This is a genomic window from Cytophagales bacterium (assembly GCA_019456305.1).
In the GTDB taxonomy this organism is placed as follows: Bacteria; Bacteroidota; Bacteroidia; order Cytophagales; family VRUD01; genus VRUD01.
Map to the genome: position 1 here is coordinate 19484 of VRUD01000014.1, position 21714 is coordinate 41197.

Annotated in this window: 17 protein-coding genes and 1 other RNA gene; 12 read left to right on the top strand and 6 right to left on the bottom strand. The window is 36.5% G+C overall.

Going from position 1 to position 21714, the window contains the following annotated elements:
* Positions 1 to 1284: a glycosyltransferase family 4 protein gene (locus FVQ77_04570; protein ID MBW8049608.1), complete on the top strand. Its 1284-nt coding sequence runs from the start codon at positions 1 to 3 to the stop codon at positions 1282 to 1284.
* A 104-nt stretch (positions 1285 to 1388) separates the two neighbouring features.
* On the opposite strand, the gene FVQ77_04575 is transcribed toward FVQ77_04570, so the two are convergent.
* Positions 1389 to 2468 carry a gliding motility lipoprotein GldB gene (locus FVQ77_04575; protein MBW8049609.1) on the bottom strand — a complete coding sequence of 360 codons (1080 nt, stop codon included), beginning with the start codon at positions 2466 to 2468 and terminating at the stop codon, positions 1389 to 1391.
* 384 nt (positions 2469 to 2852) lie between these two features.
* Between FVQ77_04575 and FVQ77_04580 the strand changes: the two genes are divergently transcribed.
* From FVQ77_04580 to FVQ77_04590, 3 genes are all read left to right on the top strand, one after another.
* Positions 2853 to 3275, top strand: coding sequence for a DUF29 family protein (locus FVQ77_04580; GenBank protein ID MBW8049610.1), 423 nt, complete (start codon positions 2853 to 2855; stop codon positions 3273 to 3275).
* A gap of 14 nt (positions 3276 to 3289) precedes the next feature.
* Entirely contained in the window at positions 3290 to 4054 is a 765-nt protein-coding gene (locus FVQ77_04585) for a PorT family protein (GenBank protein ID MBW8049611.1), read from the top strand.
* Between the two features lie 200 nt (positions 4055 to 4254).
* Entirely contained in the window at positions 4255 to 4635 is a 381-nt protein-coding gene (locus FVQ77_04590; GenBank protein ID MBW8049612.1) for a hypothetical protein, read from the top strand.
* Positions 4636 to 4723: 88 nt separating this feature from the next.
* On the opposite strand, the gene FVQ77_04595 is transcribed toward FVQ77_04590, so the two are convergent.
* On the bottom strand, positions 4724 to 7009 hold the full coding sequence (locus FVQ77_04595; protein MBW8049613.1) for a caspase family protein: 2286 nt from the start codon (positions 7007 to 7009) through the stop codon (positions 4724 to 4726).
* A 278-nt stretch (positions 7010 to 7287) separates the two neighbouring features.
* Positions 7288 to 8223 (bottom strand): T9SS type A sorting domain-containing protein, encoded by a 936-nt coding sequence (locus FVQ77_04600; protein ID MBW8049614.1) that lies wholly within the window; start codon positions 8221 to 8223, stop codon positions 7288 to 7290.
* Positions 8224 to 8470: 247 nt separating this feature from the next.
* Between FVQ77_04600 and FVQ77_04605 the strand changes: the two genes are divergently transcribed.
* Positions 8471 to 10876: a transketolase gene (locus tag FVQ77_04605; protein ID MBW8049615.1), complete on the top strand. Its 2406-nt coding sequence runs from the start codon at positions 8471 to 8473 to the stop codon at positions 10874 to 10876.
* 613 nt (positions 10877 to 11489) lie between these two features.
* Here the strand turns inward: FVQ77_04605 and FVQ77_04610 are convergent.
* On the bottom strand, positions 11490 to 12062 hold the full coding sequence (locus tag FVQ77_04610; GenBank protein MBW8049616.1) for a hypothetical protein: 573 nt from the start codon (positions 12060 to 12062) through the stop codon (positions 11490 to 11492).
* Positions 12063 to 12138: 76 nt separating this feature from the next.
* Between FVQ77_04610 and FVQ77_04615 the strand changes: the two genes are divergently transcribed.
* A complete protein-coding gene (locus FVQ77_04615) occupies positions 12139 to 13161 on the top strand; it encodes an acyl transferase (protein MBW8049617.1) in 1023 nt (340 codons plus the stop codon).
* 579 nt (positions 13162 to 13740) lie between these two features.
* On the opposite strand, the gene FVQ77_04620 is transcribed toward FVQ77_04615, so the two are convergent.
* Complete coding sequence (locus FVQ77_04620) at positions 13741 to 14910, bottom strand: sigma-54-dependent Fis family transcriptional regulator (protein MBW8049618.1); 1170 nt, start codon at positions 14908 to 14910, stop codon at positions 13741 to 13743.
* 113 nt (positions 14911 to 15023) lie between these two features.
* An RNA gene (rnpB, locus tag FVQ77_04625) (RNase P RNA component class A) lies at positions 15024 to 15385 on the bottom strand.
* A 614-nt stretch (positions 15386 to 15999) separates the two neighbouring features.
* On the opposite strand from rnpB, the gene FVQ77_04630 reads away from it, so the two are divergent.
* The 6 genes from FVQ77_04630 (at position 16000) to FVQ77_04655 (ending at position 21627) form a co-directional block, all read left to right on the top strand.
* Entirely contained in the window at positions 16000 to 16452 is a 453-nt protein-coding gene (locus FVQ77_04630) for a hypothetical protein (protein MBW8049619.1), read from the top strand.
* A gap of 145 nt (positions 16453 to 16597) precedes the next feature.
* On the top strand, positions 16598 to 18505 hold the full coding sequence (gene acs / locus FVQ77_04635; protein MBW8049620.1) for an acetate--CoA ligase: 1908 nt from the start codon (positions 16598 to 16600) through the stop codon (positions 18503 to 18505).
* A gap of 232 nt (positions 18506 to 18737) precedes the next feature.
* Complete coding sequence (locus tag FVQ77_04640; protein MBW8049621.1) at positions 18738 to 18941, top strand: hypothetical protein; 204 nt, start codon at positions 18738 to 18740, stop codon at positions 18939 to 18941.
* Positions 18942 to 19126: 185 nt separating this feature from the next.
* Entirely contained in the window at positions 19127 to 19882 is a 756-nt protein-coding gene (locus FVQ77_04645; GenBank protein MBW8049622.1) for a hypothetical protein, read from the top strand.
* A gap of 237 nt (positions 19883 to 20119) precedes the next feature.
* Positions 20120 to 20329: a membrane protein insertion efficiency factor YidD gene (gene yidD, locus FVQ77_04650; GenBank protein ID MBW8049623.1), complete on the top strand. Its 210-nt coding sequence runs from the start codon at positions 20120 to 20122 to the stop codon at positions 20327 to 20329.
* Between the two features lie 83 nt (positions 20330 to 20412).
* Positions 20413 to 21627: an aminotransferase class I/II-fold pyridoxal phosphate-dependent enzyme gene (locus FVQ77_04655; protein MBW8049624.1), complete on the top strand. Its 1215-nt coding sequence runs from the start codon at positions 20413 to 20415 to the stop codon at positions 21625 to 21627.
* The last annotated feature ends 87 nt before the right edge of the window (positions 21628 to 21714 follow it).

Below are 21714 nucleotides of genomic sequence, written 5' to 3' on the forward strand. Positions count from 1 at the left end.
ATGAAGATCCTATACATACATCAATATTTTCGAACACCTTCTCAAGGCGGTCCTCTGCGTTCTTATTTCCTGGCGAAAACGCTGGTTAATAACGGATGTGAAGTTGAAATGGTCACTGCATATAACGGGAAAGGTTACGTATGTGAAAATATTGATGGTATAAATGTTCATTATCTGCCGGTTTATTATGATAACGGGTTAGGTTTTTTCAGCAGGATGCTTGCCTTTATTAAATTTATTTATAAAGCATACAATGTTTCTAAATCTATCCAAAATATCAACTATTGCTATATCACCTCTACGCCCTTAACGGTAGGTGTGATCGGATTGCTGCTGAAAAAATACAGGAGAATGCCCTATTATTTTGAAGTCAGGGACTTATGGCCCGAAGCTCCCATACAAATAGGCGTTATCAAAAATAATATTATTAAAAAGTTATTGTTCAGCTTAGAAAAATATATTTATTCTAATGCTGAAAGTATAATTGCCCTTTCACCAGGTATTAAAGACAGCATATTAAAGGTAGTGCCTGAAAAATCCGTAATAGTGATCCCAAACATGAGTGATTGCAATTTTTTTAATCCCGCCACAGGCAGGGGGCAAAAAGATGAAGGATTGGTTGATAAATACAATGTTTCAGGAAAATTTGTCATCACCTATTTTGGGGCTGTTGGCAGGGTCAATCAGCTATCTTATATGCTGGATGTTGTCAGAGTCTGCAAAGAAAAAGGATTAAATGATATTCTTTTTATTATCGCGGGGAAGGGTGCAGAAATGCAAAATATCCAAAGATCCGCTCAAAAATCAGCGCTTAACAACCTAAAATTTTTAGAATTTCTCAATAGAGAAAATCTGAAAGAGCTATTAAATATATCTGATGCTGTCTTTATATCTTTTGTTAAAATACCTGTAATAAAAAGCAGCAGCCCCAATAAATTTTTTGATGCAATTGCCTCAGGCAGTTTGTGTATAGTAAATTTCCAGGGCTGGATAAAAGAGTTGATCGAAAATAATCACTGTGGATTTTATTGTGACCCGGAAAAACCAGAAGAATTTATCAAGAAAATAACTCCTTTTCTACAGAATAGTGAATTGTTGTTACAAGGCAGAAATAATGCAAGGAAATTAGCTGAGTCAAAATTTTCGAGAGAAATGTTAACGAAACGATTTTTAAGATTATTTATTACCGATACCAAAATACCGATGGTTGCTAATCCCGCCTATGGCGGGATTAATAAGCTTATAGCTCCTGATTTGGTATTGCAAGCAGATGCTTCGCTGTAATACAACAAAAAATAAAAAACATTAAAACGCCTTTTATTCAAATCGTTATACGGTTGTCAATTATTGCATAACCATTGAATTACCACTGAATTACCATTGAATTACTACATTCTGCCCGGCTTATACTTTGACAACGTAAAGATTTTTTGTGCATCTGTATCTTCCATTAAATCCTGCAAAGTCACATCTGTATTTTGGATCATATATTTTTTTATAATTTCCCAACCCAGCCACCTGCCAATTCTGCCAGGGCATACCTTTCCGATTTCAGCCGTATATGGCCTTTCACCTGTATATTTTGTAATTATCATCGGATTGGTTTGGTATAATAATTCTCTTTTGATAAAATGTGTCCAGATAATATCCTGGATTTCATAACAATCACTTAACTCCCGGCTGGTATAACCAATGATAATACTATCTTCAATACAGGGAAGTATTTGTTTTGTAAAATAATATAATTTACCATAATATATCATTGCTGCTAACAGCGTTGAATTTAAAAAGTCTGTTTTATTGTAGCTTTTTGAGATTGACATCACGCTATAAGGTACAATATATTCTTTGGTAAACCTTCTTACAATATATTCATAGAATCCTTGTTCGGTCGGTGGCCTCCATCTCGCCTGTTCCCCAAGGAAATAATCTATCCCGATAATTATTACGCTATCAGAAACAAAGAGATCATTGGTGGGAATATTGATCTGTAACCCTGCTAATCCGAAACCGGTAACAACCGTGTATATTTCAGGTGTAAAAAAATCAGGGTAATAATATTTTACATTTTTAAAAACGCTTTCAAAATCTTTTTTCAGTTCTGAAAAATCACCGAAAACTTCCTGGCATTCCTGGTATAAGGTGTCAAGATATTCGTTAGTGATGAGTATTTCAATATTATTGATCAATATAGAATCATGGGGATAGGATGATCTTTTTAGGTATTTTTCTGAAAACCAGGAATTTTCATCCAAAAAAGATACGATCTCATCGTTCGATTTGAGGTTAAACATCTCCTGCTCAAGCCGATTAACATGAACTTCAATGCCAATACCTGATACATCAGGCCCCTTGTCACATTCGCTGCTGCATGCATATAGGGTTGAAACCAAAAGCACAAAGCTCCCCGGGTAACCCGGGAGCATATTGCGAATAGCGCGTAATAAAAAAAATAGTGATCGCTTCATTTCTTTAGCGTTTAAGGGTTACCCCGCACATAAATTTTTTAATTAAATGTGTTAATTTATAATTTATATTCTATAACTTTGTCCCGTTGCTGGAAGCAGGTATAACAGGTTAGCGACAAATTGCAAAGATGCTAAATTTTTTTCAAGACTTCACTTGAAAAAAAGCCTTTCGGGGAATACCAATAAAAAATGCTAATATACTAATGAATACTAATGATACTAATAGAAAAGAAATGTATACTAAGAAGCAGAATAAAAATATTCGTATCATTAGTATAAATTCGTATATTAGCATTATACCCTCTATAGAATAATAAACAAAGAGCGGAGTCTTGAAAAAAAAATTAGAGCTTCAAAATCCAAAATTGATAACATAATTATACAATGGAAGAATTAATAAAATTGAGAAATTACGTCAAATCAGGAAATTATAACGGTGCATTATTACTAATTGAAGAATTAGAAGAAATGAGTTTGAGCGACAAAATAAATAAAATCTGCAGTTTTTCAATTAATTTACTGAACCATTTGATCAAACAACAAGCTGAAAAAAAAACAACACGTTCATGGGAAGCATCAATTGACTTTTCAGTCTTTCAGATAAAAAGGACGAACAAACGTTATAAAGCAAAAGGCTTTTATGTAAGTAAGGTAGTGCTCAGGAATATTTTGAAAGACGCGTTTCCTTTGGCTGTAAAAGAAGCAGCATTAGAAGTTTTTGAAGGTAAATACTTAGAAAATGAATTGGAAGATTTGATAGATAAAAATCAGATCATTCAGAAAGCCTTAACGCTCATTACAAATTAAAAATTGAATAAACTATGAAAAAGTTATTATTATTTATCGTATTAGGATTAATATCCGCTACAGCATTTAGCCAGCAAAAATACAAAATCGGGCTGAAGGCAACTCCTTTAATGTTTGCCTGGAACAGGGTGGTTGATCCAAGTGAAGAACCCAAAAAACAAAAAGGCCTACATCCAAGATTCGGAGCAGGCGTTTTTTTTGATTACTTTTTTATTGGGCAAAATTATGCTTTCAGCACGGGAGTGACTTATGCTATTAAAGGGGGTAATATTGAATATCTTTGGGTAGATAAAAATAAACGATTTATGGTGGAAGATAAAAATATAAAAGAAGGAGGTATAAAAATTACTAGATTTGTATTACAATATATTGAGATCCCTGTTTCAGTTAAGCTTTATACAAATGAAATTAGTACAGATATGAAACTTTATTTCCAGGTTGGGATATCAGGCAATATTCTTATATCGGCTAGAGTTGATAATGAAAAATCTATTTTGAGGTATGATTCATTAAAAACCGGTACAGATTCCACCAGTTCATTCAAATTAACAAAGAATTTTTTTCCAATAGAAGCCTCTCTTGTTTTTTCAACTGGTATTGAGCTGCAAATGGGAGAAAATACCTATTTTTTTACCGGTTTTACGTTTAATCACGGCTTGACCAGTATAGATAGATTTTTTAAGAAATCACCAGATGAGGATGGATATGGTGGACATGATATTGATGGTTTTGTGTTGAAAAATAGTTATTTTGGTATTGATGTGGGGTTGAAGTTTTAAGATATTATTTGTATAAATGAACAAAGAAATAACAGATAAAATCTTAAAAAAATAACGTTATGATCTATGCAATTATTTTGGGTGTTCTTCTAATTGGTTATATTAGTGCACTGTTTATAATTACTATTATATACGACATGGAAGATAGAAAAACATCCAAGAAACAAGATGTTATTTAGCAATTGCAAAAAACTTTCAACATGAACCACTATCTCACAAAGGCGCAGAAGTTATACGCTTTATCAAAAAAGGAACTGAACAATGCAAAACATTCCAACGATGATGAGATTGCCCGCGATGCTGCCGGTAAAGCATGGATTGCAACTACCGATGGCTTTCTCGGATTTTTGCTGACAAACAGTGTTAAAGAGAAAGACTTTCCAAAGAGTGAACGCAGTCGCCAGAATTTATTAGCCCGATACGGTAATGAAAAAATGCGACAATTGTATGGGCGTATTGTGGGAGATATTCATCAGAGAGCTTATTATGAAGGAATAATAAATTACACATTTCTTTTTGAAGCATTTTCTGATGTCAAAAAATTTATTCACCGTTGTAGAACGGGGGCTAAATCCGCCTAAGGCGGACTCCGTATTTTTTAGTGTTGTCAATTCTTCCGACTTGACGATTCATTTGTTTTTATTGATGTGGGGTTGAAGTTTTAAGATATTATTTAGCAATAAACAAAAAATCACTTCCCGGTTCATTGCTTCCAAATTCCCCCGCCCGTGGTTCAGGAGTAACCTTCTCAATGTAAGTAATAATTTCTCCTAAAGTTAATATCCCATCTACACCTCCATAACTTCGCAAAGCCTCCAGAAACCTGCGTACAAATGGTGAGTGATGCCCCGGCCTGCCATCGGGCACGTATTCTTTGCCACCGGAGGTAATATATCTTCGTGTTTTATATTGCAGTTTACGTTTAATGAATTTTTGCTTGTCAATATCACTGTACAGATCAATTCCCCTGGTGGCAATTAATGGGTCAAAGGTGCCTCCAAAGCAAACGTCCAGCATGAGGAAAATATGTTTGCAGGGAATGTTGTTGACTATGGTTCGCAAATTTGAATGAGAAAGATAGCTTTCCTTAATTTCATCATTTGCCTTAGAATCTTTATTTACAAGATAGCCTTCACTAAAAATATCGTCATATACACCATGCCCGGCTACAAAGATAAATAACTGGTCATTATCATTATATGACATCGTAGCATATTCTCTGAGCTTGCCGAGTATACCGGCACGCGTAGGATTAAGAACCGTAGAGATCCGAAAACCATAACTTTGCTCCAATTCTTTAGAAACTGCATTGGCGTCAAAAACCGGATTTGTCAGATTCTGGATGTTTTCATATTCATTGGTAGCAAACAACAAGGCATAATCTGTACCACGCAGATTACCGGGCTCCTCTTCAATGATGACACCCTTTACTTTTCTCTCAACCGTAAACTTTTCTTCTGCTATATTATCCTTCATATCCACTGCTTTCACTACTACTGTGTTGTCGCCATAAGCCAGGCGAATCTGCCCGGTAAAGCTCCCATCGCTTTTCATTTCAACCTCAAGCCCATTAACAGTTAATTCAAATATACCTTTTGCTGATGTAACTTTTCCTTTCACGGTGATCAATTTATCGGTATGTATCAGCTTATTGCCTCTCCTGATCTTTGGTTCTATGATACTTATTTGAGGTTTTATGACTACAGAAGTTGTATGGATATTCTGTTCTTTGGAAACGTAACCGGTCTTGCCTTCCACTAGATCAACCCTTACATGGGCGCTGTTTATCCACACCTCATCTTTGTTGTAAACGAAAAATTTGTAATCACCGGATTCCTCAAAGCTATACTTAAAGTAAGTATATACCCAATGTGTTTCTATGTCAAAACGCCTGGTTTCAACAAATTCTGAATAGTAGGAATCTTTTTTCTTATAAATATCAATAATGAGTTGCTTTGTCTTAAATTCAACTTTATTATCTATCAAACAATAAATATTGCCATCTTTACTGATCTCCCACACTTTAGCGGGCTTGATGGGCAACCCATTTTTATCAATATCCTCGCAAAAAGTTAACACTGATGAGACATAGTGATCAGATGTTAATTTGCCGGTATTAGAATAATCTAACTTTTTGCCAACGCCATCTTTGGAGTTAATGGTAACATATTCTGTATTGATCCAAGCTTCACCTTTATTATATACATTAAATTTGTATTCCCCTGACTCATCAAAGGTATATTTGAAAAAAACAGAATTTTTATCAGGTTCAATATCTATATATTTGGTATCTACAAATTTTGAATAATCAGTACCTTCTTTTTTAAAAACATCTACGATCAATTGACTGGTTTTTAGCGGGGCTTTATTATCTACCTTACAAAATACGGAGCAGCCATTTTTACCCAAATTCCACTTTTTGGCAGGTTTAAAGCATTTACCTTTTTTATCTACCCCTTCACAAAAAGTTAATGCAGATGAAACATAATAATCGGTGGAAACAACTTCGCTTTGATCATTGGTATCAGCATATTCGTATTGAAAATCTGCTTGTGATCCTTCGGATAATTTTATGGTTACATAATCTCTATCCAGTTCCTTTTCATTTGCATCAAGGAAAGTTATCCTATACTCCCCAGCTTCTGTAAATTGATAATCATACAAAGCCCAGTTTTTCTTACTCTCTAAAGTAATTGAACGGGTATCATATTGATCGTATTTAGTACCTGAAAGTTTATTTATTGATAAGCTTAATTTTGATGTGATAATGTTATCGCTGCCATTGTTGTAGAGAATATACACGTATCCGCCCGTAGGTTTGATAGTCCAGGTATTTGATTTTCCTATAGGTTCCCCCTCTTCAGTATAATTGCTGCAGAAATAGACTTTTTGAGAAAAGGCCGGGAGAAATGTAAGGCTTAATACTAAAATTAAGACGAATTTAGTTGAGGTCATGATTTTTTTAAAATGAAATACAAAAATTAAAATAGAACAGAAAAGGATTGAACATAAGTAAAGAAAATATTTAATATGCAAGAAAAAATCAATTTTAGTTATATTTGCTGTTATTATTTTTTGATTAGGTGTCGGACACCTTTAATTCATTGAGTATCAAATATTTTTAGTCAAGTTTCTAAATCCAGTTGCCATATTGTTATAATGGTTTGATTGTTATTTTCTTTTTTGCTCCCGAGTACTCGGGATGGACTGCCGACTTCCGACTGCTTTTACAATTACCTTAATTCTAACAACAACTGCGTGATATTGATTTCATTTACCCTGAACTTTAATAAATATATTCCCTTGCCATAACCCAGGTCTTTTGCAGAAAACCCGTATTGGTGTCTGCCTGCATTTTGGTTTTTATTTACCAATGTATGTATTTTTTTACCGGTAATGTTGTATATTTCCAAAGATACATTGGTTTTTTCCGGCAGCGTGTAGCTGATGTTGGTTTTGCCGGTGTAGGGGTTTGGATAAACTTTGAGCTTTGAACTTTGAGCTTTAAGCTCATCAATGCCTGTACTTCCGGAACCCTGGTACTTGGCGAAGAAGATGTCAGTATTACCAACAGAAGTTAAATTCTGTACTCCCGCGCCCGGGTCAAAGTCGGCTGTGCCTTGAAAATATCCTGTTATGTATGCATTGCCGGAGGCGTCCGTGGCGATGCTGTTGCCCCTATCCCATGTGCTGCCGATGCTCTTCGCCCAGAGGTAATTGCCGTTTGCGTCATATTTGGCGAAGAAGATGTCAACTTGACCAACAGAAATTAAATTCTGTACTCCCGCGCCCGGGTCAAAGTCGGCTGTGTCTTCAAAAGATCCTGTTATGTATGCATTGCCGGAGGCGTCCGTGGCGATGCTGTAGCCGTAATCGGGTGATGTGCTGCCGATGCTCTTCGCCCAGAGGTAATTGCCGTTTGTGTCATATTTGGCGAAGAAGATGTCACGAGCGCCAACAGAAGTTAAATTCTGTACTCCCGCGCCCGGGTCAAAGTCGGCTGTGTCTTGAAAATATCCTGTTATGTATGCATTGCCGGAGGCGTCCGTGGCGATGCTGTTGCCGTGATCGGTTGTTGTGCTGCCGATGCTCTTCGCCCATTGGTAGGATTGGGCAAATGAGTTGCTTATCAGCAAAGCGATGGTTAATGAGAGTAATAAATTTTTCATTTTAATAAATAGTTAGTTATGTGGCAAAATTGCAGATGCGAAGATAATTATAAAAACACAAGCTTCTATGATATTACCTGAATTTTTATTTATTTTGTGTAAAATTGTATATAGTTAACTGTCTGGTTTAAAACGCTTGTATGGTTCTTTAGCTTTTTTACCCGTAATGTAGCTATTGCGATCAAATCAAGGGTTTAACTTTTTTCTTTTAATTGAATTTATATGTGATATAATTTATTTAACAAGGATGGCAACACAAGAATTAACAAAAAAGCAAACTTTCACCAAAAAAGAACTCTTAACCGATTACCTCATTGCCTGTGAGAGCCGGCAGGCGAGCTATATAGGGCGCAAGGAAGTGTTTATGGGCAAAGCTAAATTCGGCATTTTCGGTGATGGCAAAGAAGCAGCCCAACTGGCTATGGCAAAGGTATTCCGCAAAAATGATTTTCGTTCGGGTTATTACCGTGATCAAACCTTTATGCTTGCCATAGGTGAATTAACGCTTGAACAGTATTTTGCCCAATTATATAGCCATGCAGATATAGATGCTGATCCCGCCTCTGCCGGCAGAATGATGAACAACCATTTTGCTACGCGAAGCCTGGATGAAGATGGCTCATGGAAAGACCTCACACAATTAAAGAATTCAAGCCCTGACCTCTCGCCCAACTGTGCACAAATGCCCCGTCTTTTAGGATTAGCTTATGCCTCTAAGCTCTACCGCCAAAATCCTGGCCTCAAAGAGCTTGCAGGTTTTTCAGATAACGGAAATGAGATTGCCTTTGGCACCATAGGCGATTCTGCAACTTCAGAAGGCATGTTCTTTGAAACAATGAATGCTGCCGGTGTTTTGCAGGTCCCGATGCTGGTCTCTGTATGGGATGATGGTTATGGCATTTCTGTTCCCCGTAAATATCAAACAACAAAAGATAGTATTTCTGAATTGCTGCAGGGCTTTCAAAGGACAAAAGATAAAGATGGTTACGAAATCTTAACTGTATTGGGCTGGGATTATGAAGAATTATGTAAAACTTACCGGAAAGCTGAAAAAATCTGCCGTAAGGAACATGTGCCTGTTTTGATACACGTACAGGAAATGACCCAGCCGCTGGGACATTCAACATCCGGTTCACATGAGCGGTATAAATCTAAAGAAAGGCTTCAATGGGAAGATGATTTTGACCCGATCCGGAAAATGCGGGAATGGATATTAGACAATGAATATGCCGGTGCGGAAGAGCTTGATAATATTGAGCAGCAGGCAAAAGACAATGCAAAACAAGCAAAGGTAGATGCGTGGAATGCTTTTGTTAACTCCATGAAAGGTGATCAGGATGAAGCTGTTGACTTACTCTGGCAGTTGGCTAATGAAAGCGCTGAAAAAGAAAAAATCTTATCTGTAAAGGATAACCTTGAAAAAACATTAAACCCGGCCAGGGGGGATGCAATTGCAGCAGTCAAAAAGGTTTTGAGAATTGTAAGGTCTGAAGATACCCTGGCAAAACAAAAATTATTAGCCTGGTGTGAGAAAGTGAAGAAAGAGAACTACGACCGGTTTAGCTCGCATCTTTACAGCCAGTCTGCTGAGGCTGCACTGAATGTGCAGGAAGTAAAAGCTACCTATAAAGATGACTGCCCGGTAGTGGATGGCAGGGAAGTATTACTTGCTTGCTTTGATGCCGCTTTAAGCAGGGATCCCAGGGTACTTGCATTTGGTGAAGACCTGGGAAAGATAGGTGATGTAAACCAGGGATTTGCAGGTTTGCAGGAAAAATACGGGGAAATAAGAGTGACCGATACCGGTATCCGTGAATGTACGATCATTGGCCAGGGTATCGGGCTGGCCATGAGGGGATTAAGGCCTATCGCTGAAATACAATACCTGGATTATCTATTGTATGCGCTCCAGATCATGTCTGATGACCTTGCTACGGTCCAATACCGTACCAGGGGCGGCCAAAAAGCGCCTTTGATCATTCGTACAAGAGGGCACAGGCTGGAAGGTATATGGCATTCGGGTTCACCCATTGGCACGGTTTTACATAGCTGCAGGGGAATCTATGTATTGGTGCCCAGAAACATGACCCGTGCGGCTGGATTTTATAATACCATGCTGAGATCAGATGATCCTGCTCTTATCATTGAGTGTTTGAATGGTTACAGACTAAAGGAAAAACTCCCATCAAATATTGGTGAGCTTACTGTGCCTCTTGGTGTGCCTGAAGTTTTGAAAGAGGGAACCGATATTACCGTTGTCACCTATGGCTCCATGTGCAGGATCGTAATGGAAGCTGCTGATCAGCTTGAAGAAACAGGTATTTCCTGTGAAGTGATGGATGTGCAGACGCTTTTACCGTTTGATATTCATCATAAGATCGTGGAGTCTGTGAAAAAAACCAACCGTGTGATCTTCGCTGATGAAGACGTACCGGGAGGAGCATCCGCATACATGATGCAGGAAGTTTTAGAAAAACAGGATGCTTATTACTGGTTAGATTCACAGCCCCGCACTTTACCCGCAATGCCGCACAGGCCTGCCTATGGATCTGATGGGGATTATTTCTCTAAACCAAATGTTGAGGATGTTTTTGACCTGGTGTATGAAATGATGCATGAAGCAGAGACGCGTAAGTTTCCGGCTATATATTAGTGTTTAGTTGCGTAAGTTTTCTATAGATTTGCAAACAGGTTTTGAGGCGGGAAAAAGCCCCAAGTCCCAAATTCCAAGTAAAAAGTAAAAAGTAAAAAGTAAAAAGTAAAATGAAAAAAACTGCCTCCATATTTTTACTTTTTACTTTTTACTTAAAAGCAACGGACAGGAGGATATGAGAATTGGCAATAGAAATTGCTGATAAACTATACGAAATTATTGTAGCACGAAATTTATTTCGTGGTAAAATTATATATCCCGCGATATAAATATCGCGCTACAGTTAGTTTGATATTGCTGATGAGCTAAAAAAATATTATGAGCAGAATGTTAAATAATGAATGTAGAATGAATGCAAATAAGAATAAACGCAAATATGACCAAGAGCAAGAAACCTTCTGACAAGAAAACTTCGGAAATTCCCTCCCATATTCCATCTGAAATTTCCGAAGGTTGTGAAATGAAAATTTAAAATGAAAAAAACTGCCTCCATATTTTTACTTTTTACTTTTTACTTTTTACTTTTTACTTGGAGTTTGGGACTTTGGACTTAAATTCAATTATATAGATTATTTATGCAATTTAACACTAGCATTAGCAGGCTTTGCAAAATTTACTTTGAGATAGTAATCGGGGAAGTTTCTACTTTATTGCTTTTATTAAGAGCCCTGTCAACGAGTTGAATGGTAAACTTGATCATAGCGCTATCTAAGTGTTCGAACGGTCTGCAGCATGGATCAAGTAATTCATTAGTGAGTAGAAAAATACTATAATCTATTGTTCCATCAAGAGGGCCTGAATACCCTTCCGGGTACAACGGTGGAATACGACTTTTTTCATTTTGTGACCATAAAAAGACAGCACATGCATTAGAGTCGCAATATTCAAATGGTTTGAAAATAGTATCTTTTTCGATCAATAGATTTACATAAAAGTTAAATTCAGGAGTAGGATCATCACTTGTTAAACCTATATCTCCATCCCCATCTTTAAAATAAATATTAATAAATATTGAGTCACCATTACAAATAGAATTACAACAGGAAGGGTATAAAATACAATTTTTCTTTTTAATCTCTCTAAATTCAATACGAGGCATTTTATCCCATTCGGGTACTTTTTTGCAGCCGGAAAAGGATAAGGTTAGCGTTATAAAGGTTATAAAATATATTAATTGCCGGGCCATTTTATTGATTATTGATTATTTTATTGTTCAAAGGTAGGATATTAACGTATAAATTCATAGATCAATATAAAAAATAATGAGCTTTAGCGAAACATTCAAAAAAAAACTATTTGAAGTTGATAATAACAGCTTTGAAGCCTCTGCCATAAAGCTGTTCAAATACCAGGCAAAAAACAATAAGATTTACAATAAATATATTTCTTATCTCGGTATTGAGAAAGAAAGCATAAACAATATTTATGAAATACCATTTTTACCCATCAACTTTTTCAAAACCCAAAAAGTAGTTACAGGAGAACTTGGGATTGAAAAGGTTTTTATAAGCAGCGGAACTACCAAACAAAAAAAAAGTAAACATTACATCGCTGATCCGGAATTTTATTTAAAAGTATGTGAAGCCTCTTTTAAGGTATTTTACGGTGATATTTCTCAATATATTTTCCTGGCATTACTGCCTACGTACTTAGATCAAAAAGATTCTTCATTGATCTGTATGGTAGATCATTTTATTGGTAAGAGTAATTCTGATAATTCGGGTTTTATTATAGATAAAAAACCTGATTTAATTAATAAATTTGTAGTGGACGGGAGTAGAGTGGTTTTATTTGGCGTAACTTTTGCTTTGCTTGATCTGACAGAAAAATATGGCTGTAATCTTCCTGCCCTTCTTTCACAAAGGCAAAATAAGGCAGGCGGGGCAGACATCATAATTATGGAAACAGGTGGTATGAAAGGAAGAAGAAAAGAGCTTTTAAGAGAAGACCTGCACAATAAATTTAAAAATGGATTTGGTGTTCAGTATATTCATTCTGAATATGGAATGACTGAATTAATGTCTCAGGCTTATTCAAAGGGTTGCGGTAAATTTATGACACCCCCCTGGATGAGCGTTATATTAAGAGATTTTAACGATCCTCTCAATGTAAATAGTAAAATTAAAACCGGTGGGATCAACATCATAGACCTTGCCAACGTAGATTCGTGCGCTTTTATAGAAACACAGGATTTGGGACGTTTAAATAGTGATGGAAGTTTTGAAGCATTGGGCAGGATTGATAATGCTGACATTAGGGGATGCAGTTTGATGTATGATGGATGATGTAAAATGTATTATGATAATTTTTTTATTAAAAAAACATATATAATAATTTGGATATAAACTATTTTTATATTATATTTGTTTTATCAAATATAAAAGGTTACCTTTGTTAATAATAACGTATTATAAATTTATGGAAGTTATGAAAAAGTTAGTAATTTTATTATTTGTTGTTTCAATTTTAGGTATTACTGCCTGTAAAGGGCACCTTTGTAATACTTATAAAGTTGACAATAAAATTAAAAAAGCGGAGACAACTCAGGTAAAAGTTTAACTTTTCCTTGCATCAAAATTTTTGCTCCGGGGTGAAAAACCTGTTCAGGTTAGCATTGGATGGGAAGTACTGAGAGCAATGGTTGGAGTATGTCATAAATAATGTATAACTTATATGTTAAAGTAAAAGCTATAAATAGATTTTAAAACTAAAATATTATGAAAAAGGCTTTGATTATATTATTGGCTGTTTCAATTTTAGGATTGACTTCCTGTCTTCACCAATGTAATACTTATAAGGGAACTAGCCCTAAAAAACCAAAGACCAACATTAACAAAAAATAAGTTGCAAAATAAAATTGTTGCTTAGGATGTTTTATTGGGTATTGCATAAAGTTTAGCATCTTTTTCCGTGATCTCCTCCTGACTCATAATCACTAATCTTTCTACAACATTTCTAAGTTCGCGGATATTACCTCTCCATTCAAGGCTTTTAAGATAATCAATGGCTTTGGTGTGGATCTTTTTAGGAGTTGTGCCATATTCTTCTGCTATTTCTGTTAAGAATCTCTCTATAAGTAGCGGAATATCCCCTATTCTTTGATTTAATGGCGGTATGCTTATGATGATTACGCTGAGGCGGTGGTACAAGTCTTCCCTGAATTTCTTTTCTTTTATTTCGTTGAACAGGTCTTTGTTGGTAGCAGCAATGACCCTTACATTGACATTGATATCCTTATCCCCTCCTACACGTGCGATTTTATTTTCCTGAAGCACTCTCAATACTTTAGCCTGCGCAGCAAGGCTCATATCTCCAACCTCATCAAGGAAGATAGTGCCTCCGTTTGCTTGTTCAAATTTTCCAATTCTTTGTTTCATCGCTGAAGTAAAGGCGCCTTTTTCGTGTCCGAAAAGTTCACTTTCAATGAGTTCCGTAGGTATGGCAGCACAATTTACTTCAACCAAAGGCCCGTCAGCGCGGTTGCTCTTAAAATGCAGCCATTTGGCTACCAGTTCTTTGCCCGAACCATTAGGCCCGGTAATGAGTACCCTGGCTTCGGTGGGCGCTGCTTTTTCAATAGTTTCTTTAACTTGCTTGATGGCTTGGGATTCACCGACAATATCATATGCTTTTGAAATTTTCTTTTTAAGTGTTTTGGTTTCAGTTACTAAGCTGGATTTTTCATGTGCGTTTCTTACACTAATAAGCAGACGGTTAAGGTCAGGTGGTTTTTGAATAAAATCAAAAGCGCCCATTTTGGTTGCTTCTACTGCAGTTTCTATGGTGCCGTGTGCCGAGATCATAATAAATACTGTGTCAATACCTGATTCTGCGGTTTTTGTAAGCACTTCCATCCCGTCCATTTTGGGCATTTTGATGTCGCATAATACGATGTCATAATTATTTTTTTTGATCGATTCAAGGCCCTTTTCCCCATCTTCTGCTTCATCAACCTGGTATTTTTCATATTCTAAAATTTCTTTGAGCGTATCCCTTACGCTCTTTTCATCGTCTATGATCAGGATTTTTGACATGGGTGATGGGTTTTGGGTACCGGATATTTACTTTGACTTTTCCTGCAAAAAATATATAGCAGGAAAAGCACAAATATATTTATGAGCGTAAATATAATAATAATCAAAAATTAAAAAAACGCAAGCCTGTAAGCCGGATTCTGTCGTGTCTTATCATTTATCTGATCGGCCTACCCGCTGACATTGAGCGAGCAACTCTTTCCCCCGATAAATCGGGGGATGCCAGCTTATTTGGCCTTTCAACCCGTAAGGTTTACCCAGCTGTCCCGGTCACCCGGGGCACTGGTGGGCTCTTACCCCACCTTTTCACCATTACTCCTGATAAATCAGGGGCTGTTATTTTCTGCGGCACTGGCTGTTATTGCAGGGTCTCCCCCACAATACCTCCCGTTTCCCGGAGTACGGTGCTCTGTGTTGTCCGGACTTTCCTCCCCCTCCCAAGCAATCGGGAGAAAGCGATAAGACGGCTTGCATTTTTGCTCTAAAGTAAAAAATTTTACTAAATCAACAAAAAAAAATGAATATTGCTTTTTATCCACACACCAAAATCCTGTTAAATAAATTTGGTGTGAGGGTTTACAAAGATATGTGACTTTTACTTATACATTAAATAATTTCTTATATTTGCGATCATCTTCTATTTAATTTAAGAAATCATGAACAGTAATACCCTTGTAGTATAATATGGATAAGGACTTTCTAAGAGAAAAAATAAAGTTACTTACAGAATTGTTGAGAGGACTGTATGCTTTATTTATATTAATTGGTTCAGGCGCTGCAACTTTATTTGTGAGAAAAACTTTTTTAACAAATAGTTTCGATAATAATATAATGATTTCAGGGGGGATTTTTGAGATTATAATTTTTTTACTAATTTTGAACGTATATAAAAGAATAAATCAGCATATAAACAAATTAAAGTAATGATAACTTTTACATATATTGTAATGGGCCTCTTTGCACTTTCTGTTATTGGGCTTCCTATATGTTTAGTTTGGATAGAATGGCAGAGTGATAAGGAGCTTAAAAAAAGAGGTTTGATAAAGTAATCATATAAAGGAAAATATTCCCTACCTCTTTTACAAAAAAATGAGATTGCAATTCGAGGTTGCTGGTAGACCATCTAGAAAAAGTGTTGCAAAATCATGTTGGGCAAGTGATGAAGCAAACTATGTTTTAGAATTAAGATTAAAGGCTTTAGAAGCAAAACATAATGAAAATTTACTGGAACCAATCACCACTCCTGTAAGGATTAAGTTAACCATATTTTCTCCAAACATTACAGACAGAAGTAATTCTCAAACATATCTTGGTGATTTAGATACATTTATAGCAGGAGTTTTTGAATCATTGCAACCTGCAGATTCAAAAGTTATTCCAAATGACATATTCAACGGAAATGACGAAATTCATCCCTCTAAACCACTTATTTTATATGATGATGCACAAGTAGTGGAGGTATTAGCAAAGAAAATCAAAGATGGATCAGAGTACTATTCAGTAGTTATTGAAACTCTTGAAAAAAAGTATGATAGATCATGAATAAAAAATTATCATAAAAACTTTAAAATTATTGGAAATGGAGATTAGTGGAGAGAGTAAAACGATTTTAAAGAGGTTTAACGATGTGAAAATGAAAAGAGTGAAATTACTATCAAAGAAAGAGGTATTTAAGAATGTATAAATTATGTCAGAAAAAATAAGCACAATAGAAGAGTATCATAGCGAATATCAAAAAAGTATTTCGGACCCGGAGGAATTCTGGGCTGAAAAGGCTGGAAAATTTACGTGGAGAAAAAAGTGGGATAAAGTCCTTGAGTGGAACTTTCAGGAACCTGATGTAAAATGGTTCATTGGCGGCAAGCTTAATATCACTGAAAACTGCCTTGACAGGCATCTTCAGTCCCGTGGTAACCAGGCTGCCATCATCTGGGAACCCAATGACCCGAATGAAAAGGGAATTACGCTCACTTATAAAGAGCTGCATGAAAAGGTTTGCCGGTTTGCCAATGTTTTGAAAAATAATGGCGCTAAAAAAGGGGACCGTATTTGTATTTATATGCCCATGGTTCCTGAATTAGCTATTGCCGTGCTCGCCTGTGCACGTATCGGAGCTATGCATTCGGTCGTATTTGCCGGGTTTTCGGCAGCATCTTTATCTGACAGAATTAACGATTCAAGCTGCAACATTCTGCTTACTTCAGATGGAGGCTTTCGGGGCGCTAAAAGTATCTCTTTAAAAGAAATAGCAGATGAAGCTTTGGAATCATGCCCCTCAATAGCCAGGTGTATTGTTCTTAAAAGAACCAACACCGGCATCAACATGCAAGAAGGCAGGGATAGGTGGTGGCATGATGAAATTGACAAGGTAGAAAGCGACAATGATCCGGAAGTGATGGATGCGGAAGATATGCTTTTTGTTCTTTACACATCAGGATCAACAGGCAAGCCCAAAGGTGTGGTGCATACCATTGGCGGCTATATGGTTTTTGCCCAATATTCATTCCTCAATGTTTTTCAGTACAATGATGGAGACATCTATTGGTGTACAGCAGATGTTGGCTGGGTAACAGGCCATACTTATATTATCTACGGGCCGCTATTGGCAGGCGCCACTACACTGATGTTTGAAGGAATACCGACTTATCCTGATGCAGGCCGGTTCTGGGATGTGGTAGATAAATACAAGGTCAATATATTTTATACGGCACCAACAGCTATCCGTGCCCTGGAAGCCTGTGGACTGGAGTATGTAGGATCAAAAAATTTGAGCTCTCTCCGGGTTCTTGGCACAGTGGGCGAGCCTATCAATGAAGAGGCATGGAACTGGTATCATAACAACATCGGCAAAGGCAAATGCCCGATCGTAGATACCTGGTGGCAGACAGAAACGGGTGGGATATTAATTTCTCCGCTTGCCGGAATTACAAAACTCAAACCAAGCTTTGCAACCCTGCCATTACCTGGTGTTCAGCCAATTATTGTTGATGAAAATGGAAAGGAGCTTGAAGGCAATGACGTTTCAGGAAATTTATGCATCAAATTTCCCTGGCCGGCAATGATCAGAACTACTTATGGCGACCACGAAAGATGCAAGCAAAATTATTTTGCTACCTATAAAGAACTGTATTTTACAGGTGACGGCTGCCTCAGAGATAAAGAAGGATATTACAGGATCACAGGCAGGGTGGATGATGTAATCAATGTTTCAGGGCACAGGCTTGGGACTGCAGAAATTGAAGACGCCATAAACACCCATCATTCAGTAGTGGAGTCTGCTGTGGTTGGCTTTCCTCATGATATTAAGGGGCAGGGAATTTATGCTTACGTGATCTGCGAAAGAAAGCCTGAAAATGTGGAAAGGTTGAAAAAAGAAGTTTTAGAAGCTGTAACAAAAGTGATCGGCCCCATTGCCAAACCTGACAAAATTCAGGTTGTAGGCGGACTACCAAAAACCAGGTCGGGCAAGATCATGCGCAGGATATTGAGAAAAGTAGCAGAAGGAAATACCGCCAATCTTGGGGATATTTCCACGCTGCTGGATCCATCGGTTGTTGAGGAAATTAAGGATGGAGCTATGGCAATTGCGGATTGAAAAGGCAAGACATCGTCAGACCACTACGAGTGGGACTGTGTGTTGGAAAATGGTTAGGAATAGGTACAATAGCTGTTTGGTTTTTTTGCCGACCCACAAGAAAGAAAAGCGGAAAGCCGTCCCACATTTGGCACATTGCCTTTTGCCCGACACCCGAGCCAACGCTTCGCAAAAGCCAAAGAGCCAAATCTGCTCTACCTAACATTTTTAATAACCTAATAAATTAATAATCATGGAAAAAGAAGTATTTTTAAAATGGCTTGAAGAGCTAGAAAAAACCGAAAAGGAACAAATTGATACTTTTGACAAGTATCAAAAGGAACATCCTGAACTTATTGAATGGAATCAGTTTTTTGAACGTTTAAAAGAGGAATTTAAACAAGAGATGCAAAAAGAAAAATTACGTGTAACCAAATTGTTAAATCAAATAAAATAAAAAATGGAGGTGTATATGGAAAAATTTGTTACTGAAAAATTTAATCATGGTAAATTGACGGTTTGGTTTATCATTGATAACATACGTTATTATGATGAATATTAATTGTTTTTATCGGACAACAGTGATTTTTTTTATATTTGTTGCGAAATTAAGGATATAAATAAACACAAAATTTTACAATTATGAAAACACAAAAATTATTATTTATAGCATTGATTTTTATCTTTGCTAATTGCCAATCAAAAAGAGAAAAAATTATTGGTAAATGGTTAAATGATGACCCCGAATCAGAGAAAATAACTTATTATGAATATAAAATTGATAGTAGCTTTGTTAGATATGAATACAAAGAGTATTCAAAGGTTTTCAAAGAAATAGATAAAAAGATGTGGGATTTCAAAGAAAAAGGTAAAAGGAAATGGTATATTAATAATGATACTTTATACCGTGAGCACTATAACAATATGTATATACAAGAGTTAAATGATAATTCATTAGTTTATACATCTAAAGATGGACAATATAAATTTAGATTAGTTAAGACTACTAAAGAAGAACTTACATCAGGTCTAAATGAATTGCTAAAAAGAATTGAGGCAAGAAGACTTAATAGAATAGAAGAGGAAAAAGCAGAGCTTGAATCAAAAATAGATGGACTTTATGAGAAAGTTAGAGGGGGTTTATATGTTGACCAAATAAAATTTGGTAATGGTTCGTTTCAAACAAATCTTGAGGCTGCAAAATTAGAGTTTACCAACCCCACAACCCGTATCATAGGCACATATAAAATTAAAAGTGGAAAAAGTGTAGACTTGTATTATGGTGCTAATAAAATTGGTTATGTTGACTTTTATGCAAGTAATGATGATGATATAAGCGTAGAAATTGTAGTTAATCGCTATGGGCAAAGCTATAGGTTTTATGCAAGCAGAAAATGATGAAATAGAAGTTTTCTTCTTCTATAAGCTATGGAACAGAAATCTTTATATTCTGATACTTCAAAATGCCCCGAGTGCGGTAAAATTGCTGAACTTTACCCGCCAAACAAAACAAAAGGCAAAATATTAATTGTAAGATATAAATGTGATGAAGGCCATATTCATACTAAAGAAGTAACTCTTAAGTAATGTTATTTTTTGTTAATATTTTAATTTTATATATAAAATAGGGTTAATATGAAATATTTGCTTGTTATCCCCTTTTGGCTATACCAGAAGCTCATTTCATCTTTACTCCCAAATTCCTGCCGTTTTTCACCTTCCTGTTCACAATATGCAATTGAGGTGATTATAAAACATGGTCCTATTAAAGGGATATGGCTGACTGTCAAAAGATTATCAAGATGTCATCCCTGGGGTGGGTTTGGATATGATCCTGTCCCCTGAAAAAATGCTTGAAATTAAAAATGATTAAAATGAGCTAAAATTTTAGGCATTTTAAGTATTTTAGGCATTTTTTGTATTGAATAATGAATGAAAAGAGAATCTACTTATCCCCTCCCCATATGGGAGGTGGTGAATTAAAATTCATCCGGCAGGCTTTTGATGAAAACTGGATTGCTCCGTTAGGTCCCAACGTTGACAATTTTGAGAAAGACATTTGTGGATTTTCCGGGGCTAAATATGCTGCGGCTTTGAGCTCAGGCACAGCAGCCATACATCTTGCCCTGATCCTATTGGGTGTTGAACGTGAGGATGAAGTACTATGCCAATCATTAACTTTTTCCGCAAGTGTCAATCCTGTTGTATATCAACATGCTGTACCTGTTTTAATAGATAGTGAATCAGACACATGGAATATGTGTCCTGAAACGCTTGAAGAAGCGATCAAAGACAGGATTGCAAAAGGCAAGAAACCCAAAGCCATAATATTGGTGCATCTTTACGGCCAGCCTGCAAAATTAGATGAGGTAATGACTATTTCCGGCAAGTATGGAATTCCAATTATTGAAGATGCGGCTGAGGCATTGGGAGCGGAGTATGGAAGTGGCAGTAGCAATAGCAGTTCGTCCACCATCCCCCTTCACTCATCAACCCTCCCTGGCAGCGGTAGCAGCCAAATCACCAAATATATGAAGGTTGGTATATTCGGGAAAATCGGAATTTTCTCATTTAACGGCAATAAAATCATTACAACATCAGGGGGTGGAGCATTGGTTTCGGAGGACAAAGCATTGGTAGAAAAAGCAAGATATTTAGCTACGCAGGCTTGTGAAGATGTACCTCATTATCAACACCTGGAAATAGGGTATAACTATCGTATGAGCAATATTTGTGCGGGCATAGGCAGAGGGCAAATGGAAGCATTGCCCGAAAGGATCAAACAAAGAAGGGCAAATTATCAATATTATTACAACGCATTAAAGAATGTTGATGCCATTTCATTTTTACCTGAAATGGACGGTACCTTTTCTACCCGCTGGCTCACCTGCATTTTGATAGATAAAAAATTATCCGGGAGTGTTACGCCTGAAGATATTCGTCTCGCACTGGAGAAAGAAAACATAGAAGCCCGCCCCTTGTGGAAGCCTATGCATTTACAGCCGGTATTTGAAAATTATCCCTATTATGGTGGTAATGTAGCTGAAAAGCTGTTTAATAGAGGGTTATGCCTTCCTTCAGGTTCTAATTTGAATAAAAAAGATCTGGATAGGGTTATTGGGATAATCAAATCTATCTTTTAAGTAGAAGCAAAGATTTATTAAGAATCATTAACAGGATATTATGAATTAGATTCCATGCATACTGTTATTGGGTATTGTAATAGTGAG